Raw genomic sequence first — 21,646 nt, forward strand, 5'->3', positions numbered from 1 at the left:
CGTGTCGGGACAGCCGAAAAATCCCTACGGGTCGGGCCCCGTCGGAGCGGGGCTCGACATCGGCAGGCTGCTGGAGCGCTCGCTTGGCATCGTCGCGGCGTTTCTGCTTTTGCTGCTGATCCTTGTGACCTGTGTCGACGTGGTCGGCCGGTACTTTTTGAACGCGCCGCTGACGGGCGCGTTCGAACTCACCGAAATCCTGCTGGCGGCGTTGGTCTTTACCGCGCTGCCGCTGACCACCGAACGCCGCGAACATGTGGAGGTGGACCTGTCGAGCGGATTTCTGGGCGCATTGCCGAACCGCCTGCTGATCGCGGTGTCGGGGCTGTTCAGCGCGGCGGTGCTCATCACCTTCGCCTGGCGGCTCTTCACGCATGCGATGAAGGCCGCGGGCGACGGCGCGGTGACCAACACGCTCGAGATTCCGCTGGCACCCTTCGGCTTTCTGGCCGCGGCGGCCTGTCTGGTCAGCGGGCTCATCGCCTTTCTGCGCGGCATTGATCCGGGTGGCGCGGGCTTCGAAAGCGGTACAGAGGAGCGGGCACAATGACGGAATCGCTTCTGGGCTTTGCGGTCCTGCTCGGCCTGATCCTGCTGCGGGTGCCCATCGCCTTTGCCATGGCGGCGGTCGGCGGTTTCGGCTTTGCGCTGATGCGCGGCTGGGAACCGGCCTGGGCGCTGACCGGGCAGATCGCCTTCGACACCGGGCTGTCCTACAGCCTGTCGGTGATTCCGCTCTTCATCTTCATGGGCAACGTGCTGGCGATGTCCGGGGTGGCGCACGGGCTGTTTGCCGGGGCCGACCGGCTCTTCGGGCGGATGCGCGGCGGGCTCGCCATGGCGACGGTGTTTTCCTGTGGCGGCTTTTCGGCGGTCTGCGGATCGTCGCTGGCCACGGCGGCGACCATGTCCAAGGTGGCCATGCCCTCGATGCGCCGCTTTGGCTATGACGACCGGCTTGCCACCGGCTCCATCGCGGCGGGCGGGACCCTGGGCATCCTGATCCCGCCCAGCGTGATCCTGATCATCTACGGGCTGTTGACCGAGACCAATATCGCCAAGCTGTTCATCGCCGGCATCCTGCCCGGTCTGCTGGGCGTGCTGCTTTATCTGGTCGCGGTGCGCATTGCGGTCGCGATCAATCCGGCGCTGGCGCCGGACGAGGCGGGCAAGGAGCCGATGTCGCGCGCGGATGTGATCGGGGTGATTTGCGTGCTGGGGCTGTTCCTGTTCATCATGGTCGGCATCTACGGCGGGTTCTTTACCCCGACCGAAGCGGCCGGCATGGGCGCGGGCGCCTCGATTCTGATCGCGCTGGCGCTGCGCAGCATGTCGATTGCGGACTTCTTTCAGGCTTTCGTCGACGCCGCGCGCACCACGGCGATGATCTTTGTGATCATCATCGGGGCCGAGCTCTTCACCAACTTCATCAACTTCGCCGGTCTGCCCGATGCGCTGGCCGTTGTGGTGTCGGATTGGGAGCTGTCGCCGGGCGTGGTGATCGCGGCGATCATCGTCATCTACCTACTGTTGGGCTGCGTGCTGGAAAGCCTGTCGATGGTGTTGCTGACGGTGCCGGTGTTCTATCCGCTGATGTACGAGCTCGATTTCGCCAACGAGATGCTGCTCGACCCGGAAAATGCACTGATCTGGTTTGCGGTCGTGGTGGTGGTCGCCACCGAAATCAGCCTGATCACCCCGCCCGTGGGCATGAATGTCTTCGTCCTCAAGGGCGTGCTCCGTGACGTGCCGCTCTCGACGATCTTCAAGGGTGTGCTGCCCTTTTGGATCGCCGACATTTTCCGGCTGACCTTCATCATCCTCGTGCCCGGTCTGTCGCTCTGGCTGGTGACGGCAATGTAGCGCATATGGCGCAGGATGCCCGTCTGCCGGGACACAAGCGGCGGCCTTTTGGCGAAGAGGCCGCCGCGCCCAAAGGGTCGCCTCTTGCCGGTGGCGCGCGCTTCCCGCAAAATCGGTGCATGTCGATCGAACTGCCCCTTGACGGTTTCACCTCCAACCGCAGCCTCGAGGCGGTCTCGACCTGCCTTGAAACCATCGGCACCACGCGGTTCAACCAGTCGTTCATTGCCTTCGCCATGGGGCCGCTCGGCGCCGATCAATGCATGATCTTCGTCTATGAGGAGCAGTCCGCGCGCTGTTTCCTGTCCTACAACACCCTGCCCGACACCGGCGCCCGCGCCCTGGCCGAGAACTACATCCTGCGGGGCCATGAAACCGACCCGATCCGCGCGCGGGTCGCGTCGCGGCGGCAGGCGGATGGCATCGACATCTTCCCGCTGGCGGCGCTCTGGGGCGAGATGAGCGAAAGCTACCGCAAGGATTATTTCGAGACGCCGGGCATGGTCGACAAGATCGCGGTTCTTGCGCGGGGGCGCGGCCTGCTGCTGGGGCTCAATTTTTACCGCTACCGGGAAAGCGGTCCCTATGACCAGGGGGCCGCCGATCAGGGGGCCACGCTCTGGCGCATCGCCGCCCAACTTGCGCTTCTGCACTACAGTTCTTCGCAGGACCATTCTCTGGAAGACCCGCTGCTGACACTTTCAGAGCGCGAGCGCGAAACCTGCCAGTGGATTCTCAAGGGGCTGAGCACCGAGGCCATTGCCTTTGAAATGGATCTCAGCCCGAACACGATCACGACCTATCGCAAGCGCGCCTACGACAAGCTCTCGATCAACTCGAAAGCGGCCCTCTTCGCGCTCTGCCGGTAAGCCCTGCGCCCACTTGGGGCGCGGTGATCGGACAAGGTGCGGCGCAACGTCGTCGCGCGCTGGCGCGCCCCGCCACATGACAAGACAAATCCCTGCCGCGTGACCACAGCTAAGCTGCGCTAGCCCTCTGTCGTGATCCAGTGGACACGGGCGCCCTGGGCTTTGTCAGGAGAGGTATCGGCACTGCATCTACGACGTTAGTTTAATTTTTGGAAAACATACTTTACAAAAGTATAAGAAATCCCTCTACTCCCCGCATGACAGGGCATTCAGACATTCCGCGCGCCGACGGCGCCCCCTCCGCTCCGCTTCGCGAGACAGCGAAGGCGCGGCTTTCCGGGCTGACGGAGGTCGATGTGCTGATCCTGGGCGGCGGTGTGAACGGCATCGCGACGCTGCGCGATCTGGCGCTGAACGGCGTGTCCTGCGTGTTGCTCGACACCGGCGATTTTGCCGCGGGCGCCAGCAGCGCGTCGAGCCGCATGGCCCATGGCGGGCTGCGCTATCTGGAAGGCCGGGAGTTCCGGCTGGTGGCGGAATCGGCGCGCGAACGCAACCGGCTGATCGCCAATGCGGGTCATATCGTGAAGCCGCTGGCGATCAATGTGCCGCTCGACCATCTGGTCTCGGGCATCGCGGGGTCGGTCGCGCGGTTCCTTGGCCTGTCGCGCCGGGGCGGGCCGCTGTCGCTGGCCGCGCTCGAAGGCGCGCTCAGGCTCTATGAGGCCTATGGCCGGCGCGAGCACCCCCTGCCCGCGCACCGGACCCGGCTGCGCCGCGCGGCTTTCCCGGCGGGGCTGCCGGGAAGAACCCGCGCTATGGTGACCTATTTCGACGGCCAGATCACCCAGCCCGAGGGGCTCATGTTCGAGATGATCGCCGAGGCGATGGCCCAAGGTCCGCAGATCGCCGTGCTCAACCACGCCACATGGCAGCGCGACGGCGCGGCCTTCGTGATCGCCGACCGCTTCGACGGCGCGGTCGGGCGGATCGCTCCGAAGATCGTGATCAACGCGACCGGCGCCTGGATCGACCGTGTGAACGCGGCGCTCGGCGGCGAGACGCGCTATCTGCGCGGCGTCAAGGGCGCGCATCTCGTGCTCGACAACCCCGCCCTGCACGCGCGTATGAATGGCGAGGCGTATTATTTCGACGATGGCACCGGGCGCATGGTGATCACCCTGCCCGTGGGCGACAACGTATTGGTCGGCACCACCGAGGTCGAAACGACCGAGCCCGACGATCAGGAGGTTGCCGATCGAGAAATCGGCTATCTGCTGCGGGCGATGGACGGGCTGTTCTCGGACGTCTCCGTCACCGAGGAGCATATCGTCTCGATGACCACCGGCATCCGCCCGCTGCGGCGCGGCACCGGCTCTGTGACCAGCGCGGCGCGCGACCATGCGCTTGAGGAAGACCGTTTCGCCGGGCTCGACGCACCGGTGCTGTCGCTGGTCGGCGGCAAATGGACCACCTTCCGCGCCTTCGGCGAGGAAACCGCCGACCGGGCGCTGACGCTGCTGGGCCGTTCCCGTCAGGTCTCGACCGCCAGCCGCGCCTATCCCGGCGCGGCGCCCTGCTCTACCGACGCGCTGACGCAGAACCATCACATCGCCCCCGTACTCGCCGAACGGCTGCTGCACCGCTACGGCGCCCTCGCCCGCGAGGTCGCACCGCTTTGCGCCGGGTCCGGTGCGACGCCGCTCTCCGGCGCGCCCGACTATTGCCATGGCGAAATCCTCTGGGCGATCCGGGCGCGCGGCGCGCAGCGGATCGAAGATATCGTGCTGCGGCGCACGAGGCTGACCTTCGGCCACGGGCTGCGGCCCGAGACTCTCGACGCGCTCGCGGCGATCCTGCACACCGAGACAGGGCGCCCCGCCGATGCGCTCGCGGCCGAGATCCGCGGCGCGCTCGGCGATCCGCGGCTGATGGGGCCGCGCGCGTATCGCGAGGAGGACGCGGCATGAGCGAGGATCTTCTGATCGCCATCGACGCCGGGGGGACGGCGGTCAAGGTCGTGGCCTTCGACCTGCACGGCACGGAAATCGCCTCGAAAACCGCCGATGTCGAGACCATCCACCATGCCGACGGGCGCGTCGAACGCGAGGTCGCCGCCTTCTGGTCCGGCACCGTTTCGGCGCTGCGCCGCCTCGTGGCGGATTGCGCCGGGCATCGCATCGCCGGGGTCGGCTGCACCGGTTTCGGCAACGGGCTTTTTCTGGTCGACGAGGACGGAAACAGCACAAGGCCCGGCATCGTCTCGGTCGATCACCGCGCCCAGCCGCTGGTCGACGAGTTGACGCAGAGCGGCGAGGCGGCCTCCATTTCGGCGCTCACCGGGCACCGGCTCTGGGGTGGGCAAAGCCTGATGCAATTCGCTCAGCTCGCCCGCAGCGAACCCGATGTCATGGCGCGCAGCCGCTGGGCGCTGGCCTGCAAGGATCTCCTCCGCCTGCGGCTGACCGGCGAGGCGCTGACCGACCCGACCGACGCCAGCGGCGGTGGCATGATGGACATCGCCCATGGCGGCTATGCCACGGAGGCTTTCGCACAGCTCGGGCTGACGGACCACGCACACCGCCTGCCCCCCATCGCCGCCAGCGATGGCGTGGCGGGCCGGGTCTCGCGCCAGGCCGCAGAGGAGACCGGGCTGCCCGAGGGCACGCCCGTCGCGGGCTCGATGATGGACGTGGCCGCCTGTGCGCTTGGCGCCGGTGCGGTGGATGTGCCGGTGCTGACGATGATCGCGGGCACCTGGTCGATCAACAGCCTGGAAAGCGGGCCGCCCAAAGGCTGCGGCGTGCCGATCCTCAACATGCATTATCGCGGCGGTGACAAACGCCTCATCGCCGAGGGCAGCCCCTGCTCGGCGGCCAATCTGGGCTGGTTTCTCCATCACGCAATGGGTGGGCGCGTCTCGGTCTCGGAAGCGAACGAACGGGTCGCAAGTTGCCCCGTCGAGGCCCGCCGCTGCCAGTTCCTGCCCTATGTCTTCGGCCCCGAGCCCCGGCGCGGCGGCTTTGTCGACATGGGCGCGGGGGACGATCTCGGCACCATGCTGCGGGCGATCTACGAGGGTGTGGCCTTTCAGGCGCGCCGCCACGCGGAAGATGCGGTGGCGCTGGCCGGGCAGGCGTTTCCGCCCGCGATCCGCCTTGCCGGAGGGGCCGCGAAATCGCCGGTCTGGGGGCAGATCTTTGCCGATATCTGCCAGCGCCCCGTGGAGGCGGTGCGCGCGGCGGAGGTGGGCGCGCTCGGCGCCGCGATCTGCGCTTCGGTGGCCTGCGGCGCCCATGCCGATCTGGGCCAGGCCGCGCGGGCGATGACCGGCGTGGCGCGGCGCCACACGCCCAACCCGGCGCTGGCCGGATTTTACGACGACAGGTTTCGCAGGTTCCGCCAGCTCGACAAAGGCATGGCGGCGCTGCTGGAGGAGGCGGCCCGCTGAGGCCGCGCGGGACACGACAAAAACCACAGGGAGGAAGACCAATGCAACGCAAGACTCTGCTGCTCGGCACGGCGCTTTGCGCGCTGGCCGCGCAGGTTCAGGCGCAGGACGCGATGGCCTGCAAGGGCGCGGTGCCCACGCTGAACGTGATCGGCCAGGGCATGCCCGCGGTCACCGCGCTTGACGGCGCGCTGTCCGAGTTCAACGAGAAATGGGACACCGAGGTGCGCATCACCCTGCTGGGCGAGAACGAGCGGCGCGCCAAGGCGCGGCTCGATGCCTCGACCGGGGCGGGCGCTTATCAGGTGCTTTATATCGACGAGGCGAACCTCGCCGAATATGTCGATGCGGGCTGGGTCTATCCGCTCGCCGATGTGGTGCCCGAAAGCTATGATCTTGACGATTTCCGCACCGATCTGAGCAATGTCGCCACGGTCGACGGGGTGCAGTATTTCGCCCCCTTCGTGGGCGGCGGCGACGTGATGATGTACCGCAAGGATTTGCTGGAGGCCGCAGGCATCGCGGTGCCGACCACGCTCGATGAGATGGTCGCGGCGATCAAGACGCTGGACGCGGCGGACAACGGCGCGCATGGCTGGTCGGCGCGCGGCCAGCGCGGCTCGGGCATGAATGTCTGGCGCTGGACACCGTTTTTCCGCGCCATGGGCGGCGAGTGGCTCGACGACGGCGGCATGCCCGCCTTCAACGGCGAGGCGGCGGTCGAGGCGACCGGGCTTTATACCGAGCTGATGGACTACGCCCCGCCGGGCGTCGCCACCTTCAACTGGTCGGACTCGGTCGAGGCGTTCCGGGGTGGTCAGGTGGCGATCCTGATCGAATCCGACGTGTTCGGCCCGTGGATGGAAGACCCCGAGAAATCCTCGGTCGTGGGCAAGGTGGGCTATGCCCCGCCGCCCGATCCGCTGCCCTCGGCGGGCTGGGCGCATGGCTGGGCGGTGTCCAGGGTCGGCGCGGCGGAGGACTGCCTGAAGACCGTGGCGGGCGATTTCGTCGGCTGGGCGACCTCGAAGGAGATGGAGCAGAAACGGCTTGCCGCAGGCATCGCCTCGGATATCGGCCGCGTCTCGACGCTGCAAAGCGACGCCTTCAAGGCGCTGGTGCCGCAGGCCTATATCGACGCGCTGCTCGACACCGGCCCCAAGACCGGCCTGCTGATCATGGCCAGCCCCGCCTGGCCGGAGATCGGCGACACGCTGGGTCTGACGCTGGAAGAGATCTTTGCCGGCACCCGCGACGACACGCAGGCGGCGCTGGATGAGGCGGCCTTCTTTGCCGAAGACAGCCTGATGCGGCTGAAGTAAACCGCCCTCCCCCGGCCCGGTGCGCTGCTCCCGCGTGCCGGGCCCCACTCCCCCTGAAGGATAGGACATGACCCGGAAACGGTTCGTCACCCTGACACTTGTCCCGGCGATCGGGCTGCTGGCGACGCTGGCGCTGGTGTCGATCGCGGGCGCGGTGTGGTTCGCCGTCATGAACCGCACGCTGCGCTCGCCCGATTACGATTTCGTCGGCGCCTACAACTTCCTGCGCCTGCTGCGCGACCGGCGGTTCTTCAACGCGCTGGAAATCTCGGCGGTCTGGGAGGCGGTCACCGTCATCGGCACGCTAGCGCTCGCCGTGGTCCTCGCGGTGCTGATCTTCGAGACGGTGAAAAAGCCGCTCACCCGCAACCTGATCTGCTTCGCCTTCCTCGTGCCGGTGCTGCTGCCGCGCGTCGCCGCCGCCTTTATCTGGCGCTTTCTCTATTCGCCGTCGCTGGGCGTGATCAATTATCTCTGCGGCCTTGTCGGCATCGGCCCGGTCGAGTTCCTCGCCGACCCGTCGCTGGCGCTGATCTCGGTCGCGGTGGTGGATATCTGGCAATGGGGGCTGTTCTTCACGGTCATCCTGCTCAAGCTGATGGAGACCCTGCCCCGCGATCCCATCGAGGCGGCGATGCTCGACAATGCCCGCACCTGGGAGATCCACGCCTATGTCACGCTGCCGATGCTCAAGGGGCCGCTGATCAGCCTCGCGCTGGTCAAGGCGGTGGAAAGCCTGCGCTCCTTCGATCTGATCTTTGTCATGACCGGCGGGGGGCCCGGCACCGCGACCGAAACGCTCGATCTCTATGCCTATCAGATGGGGATCAATATGGGCGGGCGGATCTCCTACGCCTCGGCCATGTCGCTGCTGCTGCTGGTGGTCACCACCGTCGCCTTCACCATCATCTGGAAAGCGGGGAAGAAATGGGCAAGCTGATTTCCGCAACCCTCACCCGCGCGGTCCTGGCACTGCTGATCGTGCTGGCGCTGGGGCCGATCCTCTGGACCGTGCTCGGCGCGTTCAAGGAACTGCGCGACATCGTCACCCCGGTGCCGAAGCTGGTCTTCACCCCGACGCTGGACAATTTCGCCACCATCCTGCGCAACCCCACCATCCGCGACGGGCTGCTGCATTCGGTGATCGTGGTCTCCGCCGCGGTGCTGATCGGCGCGGTGCTGGGCATCCCCGCCGCCCATACGCTGGCGCGCCACGCCCGCAAATGGGGGGACGACGTACAGTTCTTTGTCCTCTCGCTGCGCTTCATGCCGCCGGTGGCCATCGCGATCCCGTTCATCGTGATCTATCTCGATCTCGGCATCTACGACACGCTCTTTGGGCTGGTGCTGGTCTATCTGATTGTCACCGTCTCGACCGTGATCTGGCTGGCCGTGCCCGCCTTCGAGCGCGTGCCCCGCGACATCGAGGAGGCCGCCGCCATGGAGGGCTGCGGCCCAGCGGAAATCTTCTGGCGGTTCTCGCTGCCCGTCGCCGCCCCCTCGCTCTTCGGCGCGCTGGTCTTCACCTTCGTGCTGGTCTGGAACGAGCTGCTGCTGGCGCTCACCCTTGCGGCGCAGAACGCCACGCTGCCGGTGGTCGCCGCCTCCATCACCTCGCTCGGCAAAGAGGTGCCCTGGGGCGTGATCAATGCCGCCACCGTGCTGCTGGTGCTGCCGCCGCTCGTCTTCATCGGCCTGCTTATGGGCCTTCTCAACACCATGGTCCGCAGCGGCCCGAAATAGGACACTCCCATGGCCAATATTACCTGTACCGACATCGTCAAAGCCTATGGCGCCCACCCGGTGATCGAGGGGCTTCAGCTCGACATCCCCGACCATGAGTTCGTGGTCTTCCTCGGCCCCTCGGGCTGCGGCAAATCCACCATGCTGCGGATGATCGCCGGGCTCGAAGAGGTGACCGGCGGGCGCATCGCCATCGGCGGCACCGACGTCACCGACCTGCCGCCGGGCGAGCGCGGCGTCGCCATGGTGTTCCAGAGCTACGCGCTTTACCCGCATATGTCGGTGCGCGACAACATCACCTTCGGCCTGCGCCGTCAGGGCGCCAGCCGCGCCGAGATCGAACCGCGTCTGACTCAGGTGGCCGAGCTTCTGGGGCTGGAAAAGTTCCTCGACCGGCGTCCCAGGAACCTCTCGGGCGGCCAGCAGCAGCGCGTCGCCATGGCCCGCGCGATGATCAAGACGCCGCAGGTCTTCCTGTTCGACGAGCCGCTGTCGAATCTCGACGCCAAGCTGCGCGAGAAGCTGCGCACCGAGATCCGCAAGATCCACATGCAGCTCAAGACCACGACGATCTTTGTCACCCACGACCAGCTCGAAGCGATGACCATCGCCGACCGCATCGTGCTGATGCGCGACGGCAAGATCGAGCAGATGGGCAGCCCGGACGAGATCTTCGAACGCCCGGCCTCGCGGTTCGTGGCGGATTTCATCGGCACCCCGGCGATGAATTTCGTCCATGCCGAGATCGTCGCCGGCGACCGGCTCACCGCGCATGGCGGCGGCATGACCCTGCACCTCTCGCCCCAGGCCTTCACGACACTGAAACCGGGGCAGCGGGTCGAGCTGGGCCTGCGCCCGGCGCGCATGGATCTCTGCGAGCCCGGTGCCGAGAACGCGCTCAGCGGCAAGGTGGTGCTGGTCGAGAACATGGGCGCCGAGGGTCAGGTGATCACCGAGGTCGCGGGGCAGGAAATTTCCTTTGTGACCCAGGCGTTCCGCAGCCTCTCGCCGGGCGACAGCGTGTGTTTCGCCATCTCGCCCGACCATATCCACGCCTTCGACCCGGAAACGGGCGACAGTCTTCGTCAGGAGTGATCCGATGACCGCCACCCGCTACGCTGCCAAGCTCGCCCGGATCCGTGCCGGAGTGTACACCACCGGCGATTACATGATCGCCGACGCCAAGGATGCCGACGTGACCGGCGGCATCCCCGCCACCGGATCGCGCCGTGATGCGCAGGGACGGCCCGCCGGGCCACGCACCCGGCCCGAATTCCTCGACCAGATCCGCGCGGTGATCGACCAGGACGTGGTCGACATCATGCTCACCTCGGCGGGCAATCTCGACGCGCTGAACGAGGCGCAGGCGTTTCGCGGCAGCGCCATTCAACCCGCCTTTCGCGGCAACGAAACCACCTGCGTTTGGGGAAATATCCGCGGCGGGCGCTATACCGAAGCCCCTTCCCGCCCCTATCGCGGCGCCGATCTGGGTTTTGCGCCGGGCGATCTGTGCCTCTATTCGCTGACCTTCAACAACGACGCCGAGGCCGACACAAAGATGCTCGATGCCTATGCCGCCTTTCGCCGCGAGGCGCGGGCCGCGGGGGTGAAGCACTTTCTGGAGGTCTTCAACCCCAACCGCCCCGATGCCGTCGCCAAAGACGCGCTCGGCGCCTATGTCACCGATTGCATTCTCCGGCTACAGGCCAGCATGACCCGGGCCGAGCGCCCGGAATTCCTCAAGGTCGCCTATAACGGCCCCGAGGCGATGCAGCAGCTTGCCGCGCATGACCCCTCGATGGTGGTGGGCGTGCTGGGCGGTGCCGGTGCCACCCATCGCGACACGTTCGAGCTGATCGCGCAATCCGAACGCCACGGCGCGCGGCTGGCGCTTTTCGGGCGCAAGATCAACCAGGCCGAGGACCAGTGCCTGCTGATCGCCTGGATGCGGCGTGTCGCCGACCGCGCCGCCACGCCCGAAGAGGCGGTACGGGGCTATCACGCGGATCTCGCGCGCAAGGGCCTGCATCCCGACCGCGCGCTCGACGCGGATCTGACAATCACCAGCGAGGTGTTGCGCTTTGACGCCACCCCGGTCGCCGTCTAGTGTGCGCCGATCCGCAGCGCCGCAAGACGAGGCCCAAGATGGTCCGCTCGAACCACCCCTCCGACAGGATCGTCGCCGAGGTTGCCTGGCTCTACTATATCAAGGGGCTGAATCAGGCCGATATCGCCAAGCACCTGGCCCTGTCGCGGCCCACGGTCGTGGCCTATCTGCGGCTGGCCAAAGAACGCCAGATCGTCGGCGTGAAGATCCAGGGCGCGCATTTCCGGGTCAACGCGCTGGCCGACGGGCTGCGTGAGCGCTTCGGGCTGGAAAGCGCCTTTGTGGTGCCCGAGGAAGGGAGCCGCGCCGAGACCGCGCAGCAGGTCTGCGAGGCGGCGGCGCAGTTCCTGCCCGATTTCGTCCGGCCCGGCGACACGCTCGGCGTAAGCTGGGGGCAGACCGTCTCCTTCGTCTCCGAGCGTGTGCCCTGGTGGCCGGTCGACGGGCTCGTCGTGCGCCAGCTCATCGGCTCGCTGGCCAACCCGCTGCTGCCGACCTGCGAAAGCTGCACCACCGAGATCGCCCGGCGCCTCTCGGCGCAATGCATCAACCTCAACGCCCCCGCCGTCTGCACCGAGGCCGGTCTGGCCGAAAGGCTGCGCGCGGAGCCGATCATCGCCGAACAGCTCGACCGCCTGCGCGACTGCAACAAGGCGATCTATTCGCTGAGCCCCTGCACCCCCGACACCCATGTGGTGCAGTTCAACCTCGCCACCGAACAGGACGTGGCGGACTACGTTGCCGAAGGCGCCGTTGGCATCATCGCCGGGCGCTTCATCGACCGGGACGGCACGCCTGTGGCCGGAGAGCTGGACCGGCGCATGATCGGCGCCGAACTTGACGTGCTGCGCGAGATGGAGGGGCTGGTGGTGGTCTACGGGCTCGAGAAACTCGACGCCACCCGCGCGGCGCTGCGCGGCGGCTACGTCTCTCACCTGGTGCTGGATACGGTCCTTGCCGAAGCGCTGCTTGGCGATGGGGAACTGCCCTGACGAACGGTCCGGGCGCCCTCCCGGAGAGGTTCGGGACATACCAGGCGCATCCCTCGCCCGCCGGCAAGGGCCGCCGCGCCCCGTAGATAGAGAACCCGGCCACCGGGAGCAGCCATCGGCACGCTGGGCCGCAATCATCCGCCCCTCAGGCGCGCTCCAGCACCTCGCGCACGACGGTTGCAAAGCGCGCGGCGACGGCCTCGCGCGCCACATGCCGCCCCTCGCGCACCAGATGCGCACCGCGCGCCCAGGTGTCGGACACCCGGACATCCGGGCCGAACAGCCAGCGATCCAGCATCTGCGCGCCGTCGCTGCCGAGGCCCAGCGGATCGTGCAGCGCAACCAGATCGGCGGGCGCGCCCACCGCAATCGCGGCATCCGGCGCCCCCAGCGCCTGCGCGCCGCCCGCAAGTGCGCGCCGCAGTAGCTGCGTTCCCGTCGAGCCGGGCTCTGTCGCCATCACGTTCCGCTCCCGCGCAAAAAGCCGTTGGCCGTATTCCAGGCAGCGCAGCTCATTCGCCAGACCGATGTGGACATTGCTGTCGGTGCCGATGCCAAAGACGCCGCCCTCGGCCAGATAGGCCGGCCCCGGAAAAAGCCCGTCGCCCAGATTGGCCTCGGTCACCGGGCAAAGCCCCGCGACGGCCCCCGAACCCGCGATGGTGCGCCGTTCCGCATCGGTCAGATGGGTGGCGTGGATCAGGCACCAGCCGGGCCCGACCTCCACGGTCTCGAAGAGCCGCTCCACCGGGCGGCGCCCGCAGAAGCCCAGACAATCCTCGACCTCCTTCACCTGCTCGGCCACATGGATATGCGCCCGGCGCCCCGGCAATGCCTCTGCCAGCGCCCGCAGATCCGGGGCATCGGCCGCGCGCAGGGAGTGCGGCGCATAACCCACCACATCGCCGGGCCGCGCCATGGCCTCGCACCGCTCGACCAGCGCCAGAAAGGCGTCGCGCTCGTGCAGAAAGCGCCGCTGGCCCGCGCCCGCGGGCTGGCCGCCGAAGCCGCCATGCGCGTAGAAGACAGGCAGATGCGTGAGCGCGATCCCCGTCGCCCCGGCGGCGGCAAAGATCCGCGCCGACATCTCGGCGGGATCCTCATAGGCGCCACCGTCCGGCGCGTGATGCAGATAATGGAACTCGCCCACCCGGGTGTAACCCGCCTCCAGCATCTCGACATAGGCCATTTCGGCAATCGCCTGCGCCCCGTCCGGATCGAGCTGCAAGGCAAAGCGATACATCATCTCGCGCCAGGTCCAGAAACTGTCCCGCGCCGCTCCACGGGCTTCGGTCAGCCCGGCAAAGCCGCGCTGGAAGGCGTGGCTGTGCAGGTTGGCCGCGCCGGGGATCAGGCAATCCACCCGAGGGGCCGAGGCCCCGCGCGCGGGGGCCAAATCCGAGATGACGCCGTTTTCGACGGTGAGCTGAACGTTTTCCGCCCAGCCCTCGGGCAGCAACGCCCATCTCGCGGCAAGGTGCATCGCTTGCATGACCTCTCTCAGCCTCCTCTGCGCTTTCGGGCTTCCCGCCTCGCTGTCAATATGTATATACTTAATCGAATCCCAAGGAAAGAGGCGAGCGATGCGAAAGCTCTGGACACAGGCGCGGGTGATCACCGGCGCGGAAGGTGTGACGCCGGAACCGCTCGAGGTTCTGACCGAGGACGGGCGTATCCTGGCGGTGGGCGCGGCGCTCGACCGCGCCGGGGCCGAAATCGTCGATTGCGGCGGTGCGCTGATGACGCCGGCGCTCATCGACTGCCACACGCATCTGATCCATGGCGGCCACCGCGCCCGCGAATTCGAGCTGCGGCTCGAAGGCGCGAGCTATGAGCAGATCGCGCGCGAGGGTGGCGGCATCGCCTCGACCATGGCGGCCACCCGGGCGCTGTCGGTCGACGAGCTGGTCGCCACCGCCCTGCCCCGGCTCGACCATCTGCTGGCCGAAGGGGTCTGCACGGTCGAGGTGAAATCCGGATACGGGCTGGAGATCGAGGCGGAACTGACCATGTTGCGCGCCGCGCGCCGCCTGCAAGAGCTGCGCCCGGTGCGCATCGTCACGAGCTGGCTGGCGGCCCACGCCCTGCCCCCGGCCTATGCGGGCCGCGCCGAAGACTATATCCGCGAGGTCGCCATCGCCGGGCTCGACCTGGCGGTGGCCGAGGGGCTGGTGGATGCGGTGGATGCGTTTTGCGAAAGCATCGCCTTTTCCACCGAGGAGCTGGAGCCTTTCTTCGCCCATGCGACACGGCTGGGCCTGCCGCTCAAACTGCACGCGGAGCAGCTCAGCCAGTCGGGCGGCTGCCGGATGGCCGCGCGCTACAAGGCGCTGTCGGCCGACCATGTGGAATATGCCGACGCGGCGGATGCGGCGGCCATGGCCGCGTCCGGAACCGTGGCCGTACTGCTGCCCGGCGCGTTCTATACGCTGCGCGAAACCCAGCAGCCGCCGGTTGCCGCCTTCCGCAGCCATGGCGTGCCGATGGCGCTGGCCACCGACCTGAACCCCGGCACCTCTCCGCTCAGCTCGCTGCTGTTGACCATGAACATGGGGGCAACGCTGTTTCGCCTGACGGTGCCCGAATGCCTCGCCGCGGTGACGGGCCATGCCGCCGCGGCCCTGGGGCTTGGGGCGGAGACCGGGCGCATCGCGCCGGGTCTCTCGGCGGATTTCGCGCTGTGGGAGGCCGAGAGCGCCGCCCTGCTGGTCAACCGGATCGGATTCAACCCGCTGAAAGCGCGGGTCTTCAAGGGAGAATTCGCATGATTACCCTTTCGCCGGGCGACGTGACGCTGAACACGCTTGCCGAGGTCTATTGGCAGGGCACGCCCGCGCGGCTGACGCCCGATGCCCGGCCGGGCATCGAGGCCGCCTGTGCCCGTGTGGCGGAGGTCGCCGCAGGCGACGCGCCGGTCTATGGCATCAACACGGGCTTCGGCAAGCTCGCCTCGATCCGCATCGCGCCGGGCGACGTGGCAACCTTGCAGCGCAACCTGATCCTGTCGCATTGCTGCGGCGTCGGCGATCCGCTGGCGCCCGAAATCGTGCGGCTGATCATGACGCTGAAGCTCATGTCGCTGGGCCGTGGCGCCTCGGGCGTGCGGCCCGACCTGGTTGCGCTGCTGGAGGCGATGCTTGCCAAGGGCGTGATGCCGGTCATCCCCGAAAAGGGCTCGGTCGGCGCCTCGGGCGATCTTGCGCCGCTGGCGCATATGGCCGCCGTGATGATCGGCGAGGGCGAAGCCTGGATCGGCAAAGACCGCCGTTCCGGCGCCGAAGCGCTGGCACGGGCCGGGCTGGCCCCGATAGCGCTGACCGCCAAGGAGGGGCTGGCGCTGATCAACGGCACCCAGGTGTCGACCGCGCTGGCGCTGGCGGGCCTGTTTCGCGCCGAGCGCGCCTTGCAGGCCAGTATCGTCACCGGCGCGCTTTCGACCGATGCGGCCATGGGCTCGACCGCCCCTTTCGTCGAGGAGATCCACACGCTGCGCGGCCATCGCGGCCAGATCGACGTGGCCGCCGCCCTGCGCGCGCTGCTCGACGGGTCGCAGATCCGCGACAGCCACCGCGAGGGCGACGAGCGCGTCCAGGATCCCTATTGCATCCGCTGCCACCCGCAGGTGGGCGGCGCCTGTCTCGATCTGCTGCGGCAGGCGGCTTGCACGCTCGAGATCGAGGCCAATGCCGCCACCGACAACCCGCTGGTGCTATCGGACGGGCGCATCGTCTCGGGCGGGAATTTCCACGCCGAACCGGTGGCCTTTGCCGCCGACCAGATCGCCCTGGCGGTGGCCGAGATCGGCGCCATCGCGCAGCGCCGTATCGCGCTGCTGGTCGATCCCGCGCTGAATTACGGTCTGCCGGGGTTCCTGACGCCGAAACCGGGGCTGAACTCGGGCCTGATGATCGCCGAGGTCACCACCGCCGCGCTGATGAGCGAGAACAAGCAGCTTGCGCATCCGGCCTCGGTGGATTCCACACCCACCTCGGCCAATCAGGAAGACCATGTGAGCATGGCCTGCCACGGCGCGCGCCGCCTGCTGCCAATGACACAGAACCTGTTCTGGATCGTCGGGGTCGAGGCGATGACCGGCGCTCAGGGCATCGCCCTGCGCGGCCCGCTGGCCACCTCGCCCGCGCTGCAAGAAGCGATTTCCCGACTTCGGGAAATGGTCCCGCAGCTATTCGAAGACCGCTACATGGCACCCGACATGGAAGCCGCCGGCGCGCTGGTCGCCTCCGGCCAGCTCACCGCGCCGGTCGGCGCCCTGCTTCCGGAGATCGCCCGATGACCCCCGTCACCGTCACCCGGGGCGACAGCCCGCTCGTCCTCGGCTTTCCGCACACGGGCACCCATGTGCCCAACGCCATCCGCGCGCGGCTCAATGACGAGGGCGCGCTGCTGCGCGACACCGACTGGCATATCGAGTCGCTCTACCGCGACCTGATCCCCGGCGTCACCGCCGTGCAGGCGAATTTCCACCGCTATGTGATCGACGCCAATCGCGACCCTGCCGGCGCCTCGCTCTACCCCGGCCAGACCACCACCGGGCTGATCCCCGAAGTGACCTTCGACAATACGCCGATCTGGAAAGAGGGCGCCGGCCCCACCGATGCCGACCGCGCCGACCGCCTCGCCGCCTGGCACGCGCCCTATCACGCGGCGCTGGAGGCGGAACTGGAGCGGGTGCGGGCGATCCACGGCGTGGCGGTGCTTTATGACTGCCATTCGATCCGCTCGGTGATCCCCTGGCTGTTCGACGGCACCCTGCCCGATTTCAACATCGGCACCAACAACGGCGCCACCTGCGCGCCTGCCATCGAACGCGCGCTGTTCAACCGCTGCGCCGCCTCGGGTCGCACACATATCCTCAACGGCCGCTTCCGTGGTGGCTGGACGACGCGCCGCTATGGCCGCCCCGAAGAGGGATTTCACGCCATCCAGATGGAGCTGGCGCAATCCAGCCATCTCGCCACCGAGGAACCGCCCTTTGCGCTCGACCCGGACAAGGCCGAGACCCTGCGCGCCATCCTCAAACCCGCTCTGCAAGACCTGATCGACGTCGCCGCGACGCTCGCCTGAAAGGACACGCCATGACCGACCCTCGCCACAACCTCCGCGACGTCTTTCCGCCCACCGGCCCCGAGCTGAACGCCAAGTCCTGGCTGACCGAGGCGCCGCTGCGGATGCTGATGAACAACCTGCATCCCGACGTGGCCGAGAACCCGCACGAGCTGGTGGTCTATGGCGGCATCGGCCGCGCCGCCCGCACTTGGGACGATTTCGACGCCATCGTCGCCAGCCTCAAGGATCTGGAGGCAGACGAGACGCTGGTCGTGCAGTCCGGCAAGCCCATCGCCATCGTCCGCACCCATACGGACGCGCCGCGTGTGCTGATCGCCAATTCCAACCTCGTGCCGGAATGGGCCACCTGGGAGCATTTCAACGAGCTCGATAAGAAGGGCCTGATGATGTACGGCCAGATGACCGCCGGGTCCTGGATCTATATCGGCGCGCAGGGCATCGTGCAGGGCACCTACGAGACCTTTGCCGAGGCCGGGCGCCAGCATTACGGCGGCGATCTCAAGGGCAAGTGGATCCTGACCGGCGGGCTTGGCGGCATGGGCGGCGCGCAGCCGCTGGCGGCCGTCATGGCGGGCGCCTGCTGTCTTGCGGTGGAATGCGACGAGAGCCGCGCCGATTTCCGCATCCGCACCCGCTATTGCGACGAGAAAACCCATTCGCTGGACGACGCCCTTGCGATGATCGACCGCTGGACCAAGGCGGGCGAGGCGAAATCCGTGGCGCTGATCGGCAATGCCGCCGATGTCTTCCCCGAGTTGCTCAAGCGCATGAAGGACGGCGGCCCCCGCCCCGACATCGTGACCGACCAGACCTCGGCCCACGATCCGTTCCACGGCTATCTGCCCAAGGGCTGGTCGGTCGCCGAATGGCGCGAGAAGCAGGAAAGCGACCCGCAATCGGTGAACCGCGCCGCCCGCGCATCGATGAAGGAGCATGTCGCCGCCATGGTCGGTTTCTGGGAGGCGGGCGTGCCGGTGCTGGATTACGGCAACAACATCCGCCAGATGGCCAAGGAGGAGGGGCTGGAGAATGCCTTTGCCTTCCCCGGCTTCGTGCCCGCCTATATCCGCCCGCTCTTCTGCAAGGGCATCGGTCCGTTCCGCTGGGCGGCGCTGTCGGGCGATCCGGAAGACATCTACAAGACCGATCAGGCGATGAAGGAGCTCTTCCCCGAGAACGAGCACCTGCATCGCTGGCTCGACATGGCGCGCGAGCGCATCGCCTTTCAGGGCCTGCCCGCGCGGATCTGCTGGATCGGGCTTGGCGACCGGCACCGCGCCGGGTTGAAGTTCAACGAGATGGTGGCGAGCGGCGAGCTGAAGGCGCCGGTGGTGATCGGACGCGACCACCTCGACAGCGGTTCGGTGGCGAGCCCCAACCGCGAGACCGAAGCGATGCGCGACGGCTCGGACGCCGTTTCGGACTGGCCGCTGCTGAACGCGCTGGTCAACACCGCCAGCGGCGCCACCTGGGTGTCGCTGCACCATGGCGGCGGCGTCGGCATGGGGTTTTCGCAGCACGCGGGCGTGGTGATCTGCGCCGACGGCACGCCGGAGGCGGCGAAACGGCTGGAGCGGGTGCTGTGGAACGACCCTGCCTCGGGCGTCTGGCGCCACGCGGATGCGGGTTATCCCGAGGCCATCGCCTGCGCGAAAGAGCACGGGCTGCGGCTGCCACGCATCCTCTGACCGGTCGCCCACCAGAGGGTGGGCGCCCCCGGAACAACACCGCTAGGATGACGGTTTGAAATCAGCCACGATCTGGTGGCTGTCCCCGGGATAAAGCAGCCGGACCCAGGTCACCCAGGCCCCGGCCGCTTCGGTCCGCCGCGCGATTTCGAGGCAGGCATCGCCTTTGGAAATCTTCAGCGCGCGGGCATCGTCGGACGAGGCATGGATCGCACGGATGCGGTGCTTGGCCGAGCCCCAGGGCACCGTCGCAAGCAGCCAGCGCCCGGGCGGCACCTCCGTGAAATCCTGCTCCAGAGCGCCCTCCGCCTCCTGCGGATTGATCAGCCGCGTCTCAAGGCAAAACGGCTGCGCCCCCGCGAAATGCACCCCGCGCAGATACAGCAGATCGGCCTCTTCCGAGATCGTCGCGTCTTCGGTGCCAAGCACATCGTCCGGGCGCAACGGCCGCAGCGCACGCTCCAGCAACTGAAAACGGTAGGGTTTGCCAAGCGCCGCGACCTCGCTTTCGAGATCGGTGATCTCCATCACCGCCGATTGCGCCCGGGGCTCTGTCACGAAAGTGCCGAGCTTCTTGCGGCGCAGCAGAAACCCCTCGCGCGTGAGCTGCGTCAGCACCTTGTTCATCGTCATCCGGCTGACCCCGAACTGCGCGGCAAGCTCTGTCTCTTTCGGAAGCTGGAATCCCGGCTTCCAGTCGCCGTCGACGATCCTGGCCCGCAAATCCTGCAAAATGGTTTCATGCAGTGTCTGGGGCTTTTGCAGTGCGGGCATTGGGAAAACTCGTTGCGTGCGCCGAGTGTCGCCCATCTTGCCCAGAGCTGCAACTGAAGAGCCCGCGCCTGCTGTGGCGCGGACCCCATGCCGTCTTTCAGCTACGCATGACCCTGCGCAGCCCGGCGAAACGGTCGATCAGCACCATCGCGACGGCGGACAGCACAATGAGCGAGCTGGCCAGCGCCGCGGCGACCGCGTCGTACTGGAACTTGATGTAGGAGAAGAGCTCGACCGGCAGCGGCGTCCAGCCCGGCGGCGCCAGGAAGACCGAGATCGGGAAATCGTTCCAGGACAGGATGAAGCAGAGCGCAAAGCTCGAAACCAGCCCGGTGCGCATCACCGGCAGGGTGATCGAGACCAGCGTCCGCAGCCGCCCCGCCCCGACATTGCGCGCCGCCTCTTCGAAGGAGGGGTCGAAGCGGTGCAGGCTCGCGGTCTGGATCCGCAGCGCATAGGGCATCACATGGATCACATGCCCCACCAGCAGCGGCAGCAGGCCCGAGCCGTAGCCGAGACGCACGAAATAGATATAGAGCGCAAGGCTGAAGATCGTCGTCGGGATAAGCATCGGCGACATCAGCAGCAGGTTCACCGCCGCCTTGCCGCGAAAATCGCACCGTACCAGCGCCATGGCCGCCGGCAATGCCAGCGCGTTGGCGATCAGCGAGGCGCAAACCCCAAGCACCAGGCTGACGCTCATGCCGCGCAGAAAGGTTTCCGAGGTCCAGGCGGCGCGGAACCATTCAAAGGTGATCCCGGTCGGCGGCAGCACGAATTCGCGCGGGTTCAGCGACACCAGCAGCGTCACCCCGATGGGAAAGATCAGAAACAGCATCATCAGCGCGGTAAAGCCGCGCAGCGCCAGCGCGCCGAAATCGAACCGCATCATTGCTTGACCTCCAGCTTGTTGAGGATCAACCGCCCGAACAGCGCGCCCATGCCCAGCAGGATGAGCGTGTTGGCCGCCACCATGATCACCGAGAGCGCGGAGGCGAAGGGCAGGTCGTTGTTCAGCAACGCCTCGCGATAGATCACCAGCCCGATCATCTGGGTCTTGGAATCGCCCACCATCAGCGGCACGGCGAAGGCGGCGAAGTTCAGGGAAAAGACGATCACCAGCCCGGCGTAAAGCCCCGGCATCGTCAGCGGAAAGACGATCTTCCAGAACGCCGTCCAGCGGCTGGCGCCGACATTGCGCGCCGCCTCGACCAGATAGGGGCTGATTTTCTCGATCGAATCCAGCAGCGACAGCACGATATAGGGCGCGCCGATATAGACCAGCAGGATCACCACCCCCTTGATGTTCCACATATAGCGGACCGGCTCGTCATAGACATGCAGCGCGATCATCAGCGAATTCAGCAACCCGCCGCCGCGAAAGATCACGATCCAGCCATAGACCAGCGTTACCAGACCGATGAGCAGCGGTGCCATCACCAGCGACATCAGCACGTTGCGCAAAAGCCCGCGCGTCCCCGCAATGTAGAGCGCGACCGGATAGGCGCAGATCACCGAAATCGCGGTGGCCAGAAGGGCGATCCGCACCGAGAACCACAGCGTGTTGACCAGATACCAGGGGTTGCCCAGAAAGCGGGTGTAATTGTCGAGGCTCAGCGCCTCGACCATATAGGCGCCATCGACCAGCTCGTTGAAACTGGTGCGGACCACCCAGAGCATCGGCAGCGCCACGAAGATCAGCAGCGCCAGCAAGGCAGGGAGAAGCGGCGGCAGGACCCGGCGCAGCAT

19 protein-coding genes are annotated in these 21,646 nt (G+C 67.3%); 15 read left to right on the plus strand and 4 right to left on the minus strand.

Annotation, left to right across the window (positions count from 1 at the left end; translation table 11 throughout):
• The first annotated feature begins 1 nt into the window (after nt 1).
• From M4578_RS13640 to M4578_RS13690, 11 genes are all read left to right on the plus strand, one after another.
• On the plus strand, nt 2-550 hold the full coding sequence (locus M4578_RS13640) for a TRAP transporter small permease (protein ID WP_258093834.1): 549 nt from the start codon (nt 2-4) through the stop codon (nt 548-550).
• Nucleotides 547-1,863, plus strand: coding sequence for a TRAP transporter large permease (locus M4578_RS13645; protein WP_258093835.1), 1,317 nt, complete (start codon nt 547-549; stop codon nt 1,861-1,863). Before M4578_RS13640 ends, M4578_RS13645 begins: the two co-directional genes overlap by 4 nt.
• Nucleotides 1,864-1,982: 119 nt before the next feature.
• Nucleotides 1,983-2,732 carry a helix-turn-helix transcriptional regulator gene (locus tag M4578_RS13650; RefSeq protein ID WP_258093836.1) on the plus strand — a complete coding sequence of 250 codons (750 nt, stop codon included), beginning with the start codon at nt 1,983-1,985 and terminating at the stop codon, nt 2,730-2,732.
• 257 nt (nt 2,733-2,989) lie between these two features.
• Nucleotides 2,990-4,702 carry a glycerol-3-phosphate dehydrogenase/oxidase gene (locus tag M4578_RS13655; protein ID WP_258093837.1) on the plus strand — a complete coding sequence of 571 codons (1,713 nt, stop codon included), beginning with the start codon at nt 2,990-2,992 and terminating at the stop codon, nt 4,700-4,702.
• Nucleotides 4,699-6,183, plus strand: a complete 1,485-nt coding sequence (locus tag M4578_RS13660; RefSeq protein ID WP_258093838.1) for an FGGY-family carbohydrate kinase — start codon at nt 4,699-4,701, stop codon at nt 6,181-6,183. The genes M4578_RS13655 and M4578_RS13660 overlap by 4 nt, the downstream gene beginning before the upstream one ends.
• A 41-nt stretch (nt 6,184-6,224) precedes the next feature.
• Nucleotides 6,225-7,505, plus strand: coding sequence for an ABC transporter substrate-binding protein (locus M4578_RS13665; protein ID WP_258093839.1), 1,281 nt, complete (start codon nt 6,225-6,227; stop codon nt 7,503-7,505).
• Nucleotides 7,506-7,572: 67 nt separating this feature from the next.
• The gene (locus M4578_RS13670; protein ID WP_258093840.1) at nt 7,573-8,445 is read left to right on the plus strand and encodes a carbohydrate ABC transporter permease; all 873 of its coding nucleotides are present in this window, start codon (nt 7,573-7,575) and stop codon (nt 8,443-8,445) included.
• Entirely contained in the window at nt 8,433-9,248 is an 816-nt protein-coding gene (locus tag M4578_RS13675) for a carbohydrate ABC transporter permease (RefSeq protein ID WP_258093841.1), read from the plus strand. Before M4578_RS13670 ends, M4578_RS13675 begins: the two co-directional genes overlap by 13 nt.
• Before the next feature lie 9 nt (nt 9,249-9,257).
• A complete protein-coding gene (locus tag M4578_RS13680; RefSeq protein ID WP_258093842.1) occupies nt 9,258-10,343 on the plus strand; it encodes an ABC transporter ATP-binding protein in 1,086 nt (361 codons plus the stop codon).
• Between the two features lie 4 nt (nt 10,344-10,347).
• Nucleotides 10,348-11,355: a hypothetical protein gene (locus tag M4578_RS13685; protein WP_258093843.1), complete on the plus strand. Its 1,008-nt coding sequence runs from the start codon at nt 10,348-10,350 to the stop codon at nt 11,353-11,355.
• Between the two features lie 38 nt (nt 11,356-11,393).
• The gene (locus tag M4578_RS13690; protein WP_258093844.1) at nt 11,394-12,347 is read left to right on the plus strand and encodes a sugar-binding transcriptional regulator; all 954 of its coding nucleotides are present in this window, start codon (nt 11,394-11,396) and stop codon (nt 12,345-12,347) included.
• Between the two features lie 145 nt (nt 12,348-12,492).
• Here the strand turns inward: M4578_RS13690 and M4578_RS13695 are convergent, their stop codons facing one another.
• Nucleotides 12,493-13,839 carry a formimidoylglutamate deiminase gene (locus tag M4578_RS13695; RefSeq protein ID WP_338054559.1) on the minus strand — a complete coding sequence of 449 codons (1,347 nt, stop codon included), beginning with the start codon at nt 13,837-13,839 and terminating at the stop codon, nt 12,493-12,495.
• Nucleotides 13,840-13,930: 91 nt separating this feature from the next.
• Here M4578_RS13695 and hutI point away from each other — a divergent pair, with 91 nt between their 5' ends.
• Genes hutI through hutU form a run of 4 tightly spaced genes read left to right on the plus strand, consistent with a single transcriptional unit; the run spans nt 13,931 to nt 19,123 of the window.
• The gene (gene hutI, locus M4578_RS13700) at nt 13,931-15,115 is read left to right on the plus strand and encodes an imidazolonepropionase (protein WP_258093845.1); all 1,185 of its coding nucleotides are present in this window, start codon (nt 13,931-13,933) and stop codon (nt 15,113-15,115) included.
• Nucleotides 15,112-16,641, plus strand: a complete 1,530-nt coding sequence (gene hutH / locus M4578_RS13705) for a histidine ammonia-lyase (protein ID WP_258093846.1) — start codon at nt 15,112-15,114, stop codon at nt 16,639-16,641. Before hutI ends, hutH begins: the two co-directional genes overlap by 4 nt.
• Complete coding sequence (gene hutG, locus M4578_RS13710; RefSeq protein ID WP_258093847.1) at nt 16,638-17,432, plus strand: N-formylglutamate deformylase; 795 nt, start codon at nt 16,638-16,640, stop codon at nt 17,430-17,432. Before hutH ends, hutG begins: the two co-directional genes overlap by 4 nt.
• 11 nt (nt 17,433-17,443) lie before the next feature.
• Complete coding sequence (gene hutU, locus M4578_RS13715) at nt 17,444-19,123, plus strand: urocanate hydratase (RefSeq protein ID WP_258093848.1); 1,680 nt, start codon at nt 17,444-17,446, stop codon at nt 19,121-19,123.
• Nucleotides 19,124-19,165: 42 nt separating this feature from the next.
• Here hutU and M4578_RS13720 read toward each other — a convergent pair whose 3' ends face one another.
• From M4578_RS13720 to M4578_RS13730, 3 genes are all read right to left on the minus strand, one after another.
• The gene (locus M4578_RS13720) at nt 19,166-19,897 is read right to left on the minus strand and encodes a UTRA domain-containing protein (RefSeq protein ID WP_258093849.1); all 732 of its coding nucleotides are present in this window, start codon (nt 19,895-19,897) and stop codon (nt 19,166-19,168) included.
• A gap of 97 nt (nt 19,898-19,994) precedes the next feature.
• On the minus strand, nt 19,995-20,789 hold the full coding sequence (locus M4578_RS13725; protein WP_258093850.1) for an ABC transporter permease: 795 nt from the start codon (nt 20,787-20,789) through the stop codon (nt 19,995-19,997).
• A complete protein-coding gene (locus tag M4578_RS13730) occupies nt 20,786-21,646 on the minus strand; it encodes an ABC transporter permease (RefSeq protein ID WP_258093851.1) in 861 nt (286 codons plus the stop codon). The genes M4578_RS13725 and M4578_RS13730 overlap by 4 nt, the downstream gene beginning before the upstream one ends.

The organism is Salipiger pentaromativorans, from assembly GCF_024721115.1.
Lineage (GTDB): Bacteria > Pseudomonadota > Alphaproteobacteria > Rhodobacterales > Rhodobacteraceae > Salipiger > Salipiger pentaromativorans.

Coding starts and splice junctions, on each gene's coding strand:
- M4578_RS13645 (WP_258093835.1), top strand. CDS start 547: ATGACGGAATCGCTTCTGGGCTTTGCGGTCCTGCTCGGCCTGATCCTG.
- M4578_RS13650 (WP_258093836.1), top strand. CDS start 1,983: ATGTCGATCGAACTGCCCCTTGACGGTTTCACCTCCAACCGCAGCCTC.
- M4578_RS13655 (WP_258093837.1), top strand. CDS start 2,990: ATGACAGGGCATTCAGACATTCCGCGCGCCGACGGCGCCCCCTCCGCT.
- M4578_RS13660 (WP_258093838.1), top strand. CDS start 4,699: ATGAGCGAGGATCTTCTGATCGCCATCGACGCCGGGGGGACGGCGGTC.
- M4578_RS13665 (WP_258093839.1), top strand. CDS start 6,225: ATGCAACGCAAGACTCTGCTGCTCGGCACGGCGCTTTGCGCGCTGGCC.
- M4578_RS13670 (WP_258093840.1), top strand. CDS start 7,573: ATGACCCGGAAACGGTTCGTCACCCTGACACTTGTCCCGGCGATCGGG.
- M4578_RS13675 (WP_258093841.1), top strand. CDS start 8,433: ATGGGCAAGCTGATTTCCGCAACCCTCACCCGCGCGGTCCTGGCACTG.
- M4578_RS13680 (WP_258093842.1), top strand. CDS start 9,258: ATGGCCAATATTACCTGTACCGACATCGTCAAAGCCTATGGCGCCCAC.
- M4578_RS13685 (WP_258093843.1), top strand. CDS start 10,348: ATGACCGCCACCCGCTACGCTGCCAAGCTCGCCCGGATCCGTGCCGGA.
- M4578_RS13690 (WP_258093844.1), top strand. CDS start 11,394: ATGGTCCGCTCGAACCACCCCTCCGACAGGATCGTCGCCGAGGTTGCC.
- M4578_RS13695 (WP_338054559.1), bottom strand. CDS start 13,839: ATGCAAGCGATGCACCTTGCCGCGAGATGGGCGTTGCTGCCCGAGGGC.
- hutI (WP_258093845.1), top strand. CDS start 13,931: ATGCGAAAGCTCTGGACACAGGCGCGGGTGATCACCGGCGCGGAAGGT.
- hutH (WP_258093846.1), top strand. CDS start 15,112: ATGATTACCCTTTCGCCGGGCGACGTGACGCTGAACACGCTTGCCGAG.
- hutG (WP_258093847.1), top strand. CDS start 16,638: ATGACCCCCGTCACCGTCACCCGGGGCGACAGCCCGCTCGTCCTCGGC.
- hutU (WP_258093848.1), top strand. CDS start 17,444: ATGACCGACCCTCGCCACAACCTCCGCGACGTCTTTCCGCCCACCGGC.
- M4578_RS13720 (WP_258093849.1), bottom strand. CDS start 19,897: ATGCCCGCACTGCAAAAGCCCCAGACACTGCATGAAACCATTTTGCAG.
- M4578_RS13725 (WP_258093850.1), bottom strand. CDS start 20,789: ATGATGCGGTTCGATTTCGGCGCGCTGGCGCTGCGCGGCTTTACCGCG.
- M4578_RS13730 (WP_258093851.1), bottom strand. CDS start 21,646: ATGCTGCGCCGGGTCCTGCCGCCGCTTCTCCCTGCCTTGCTGGCGCTG.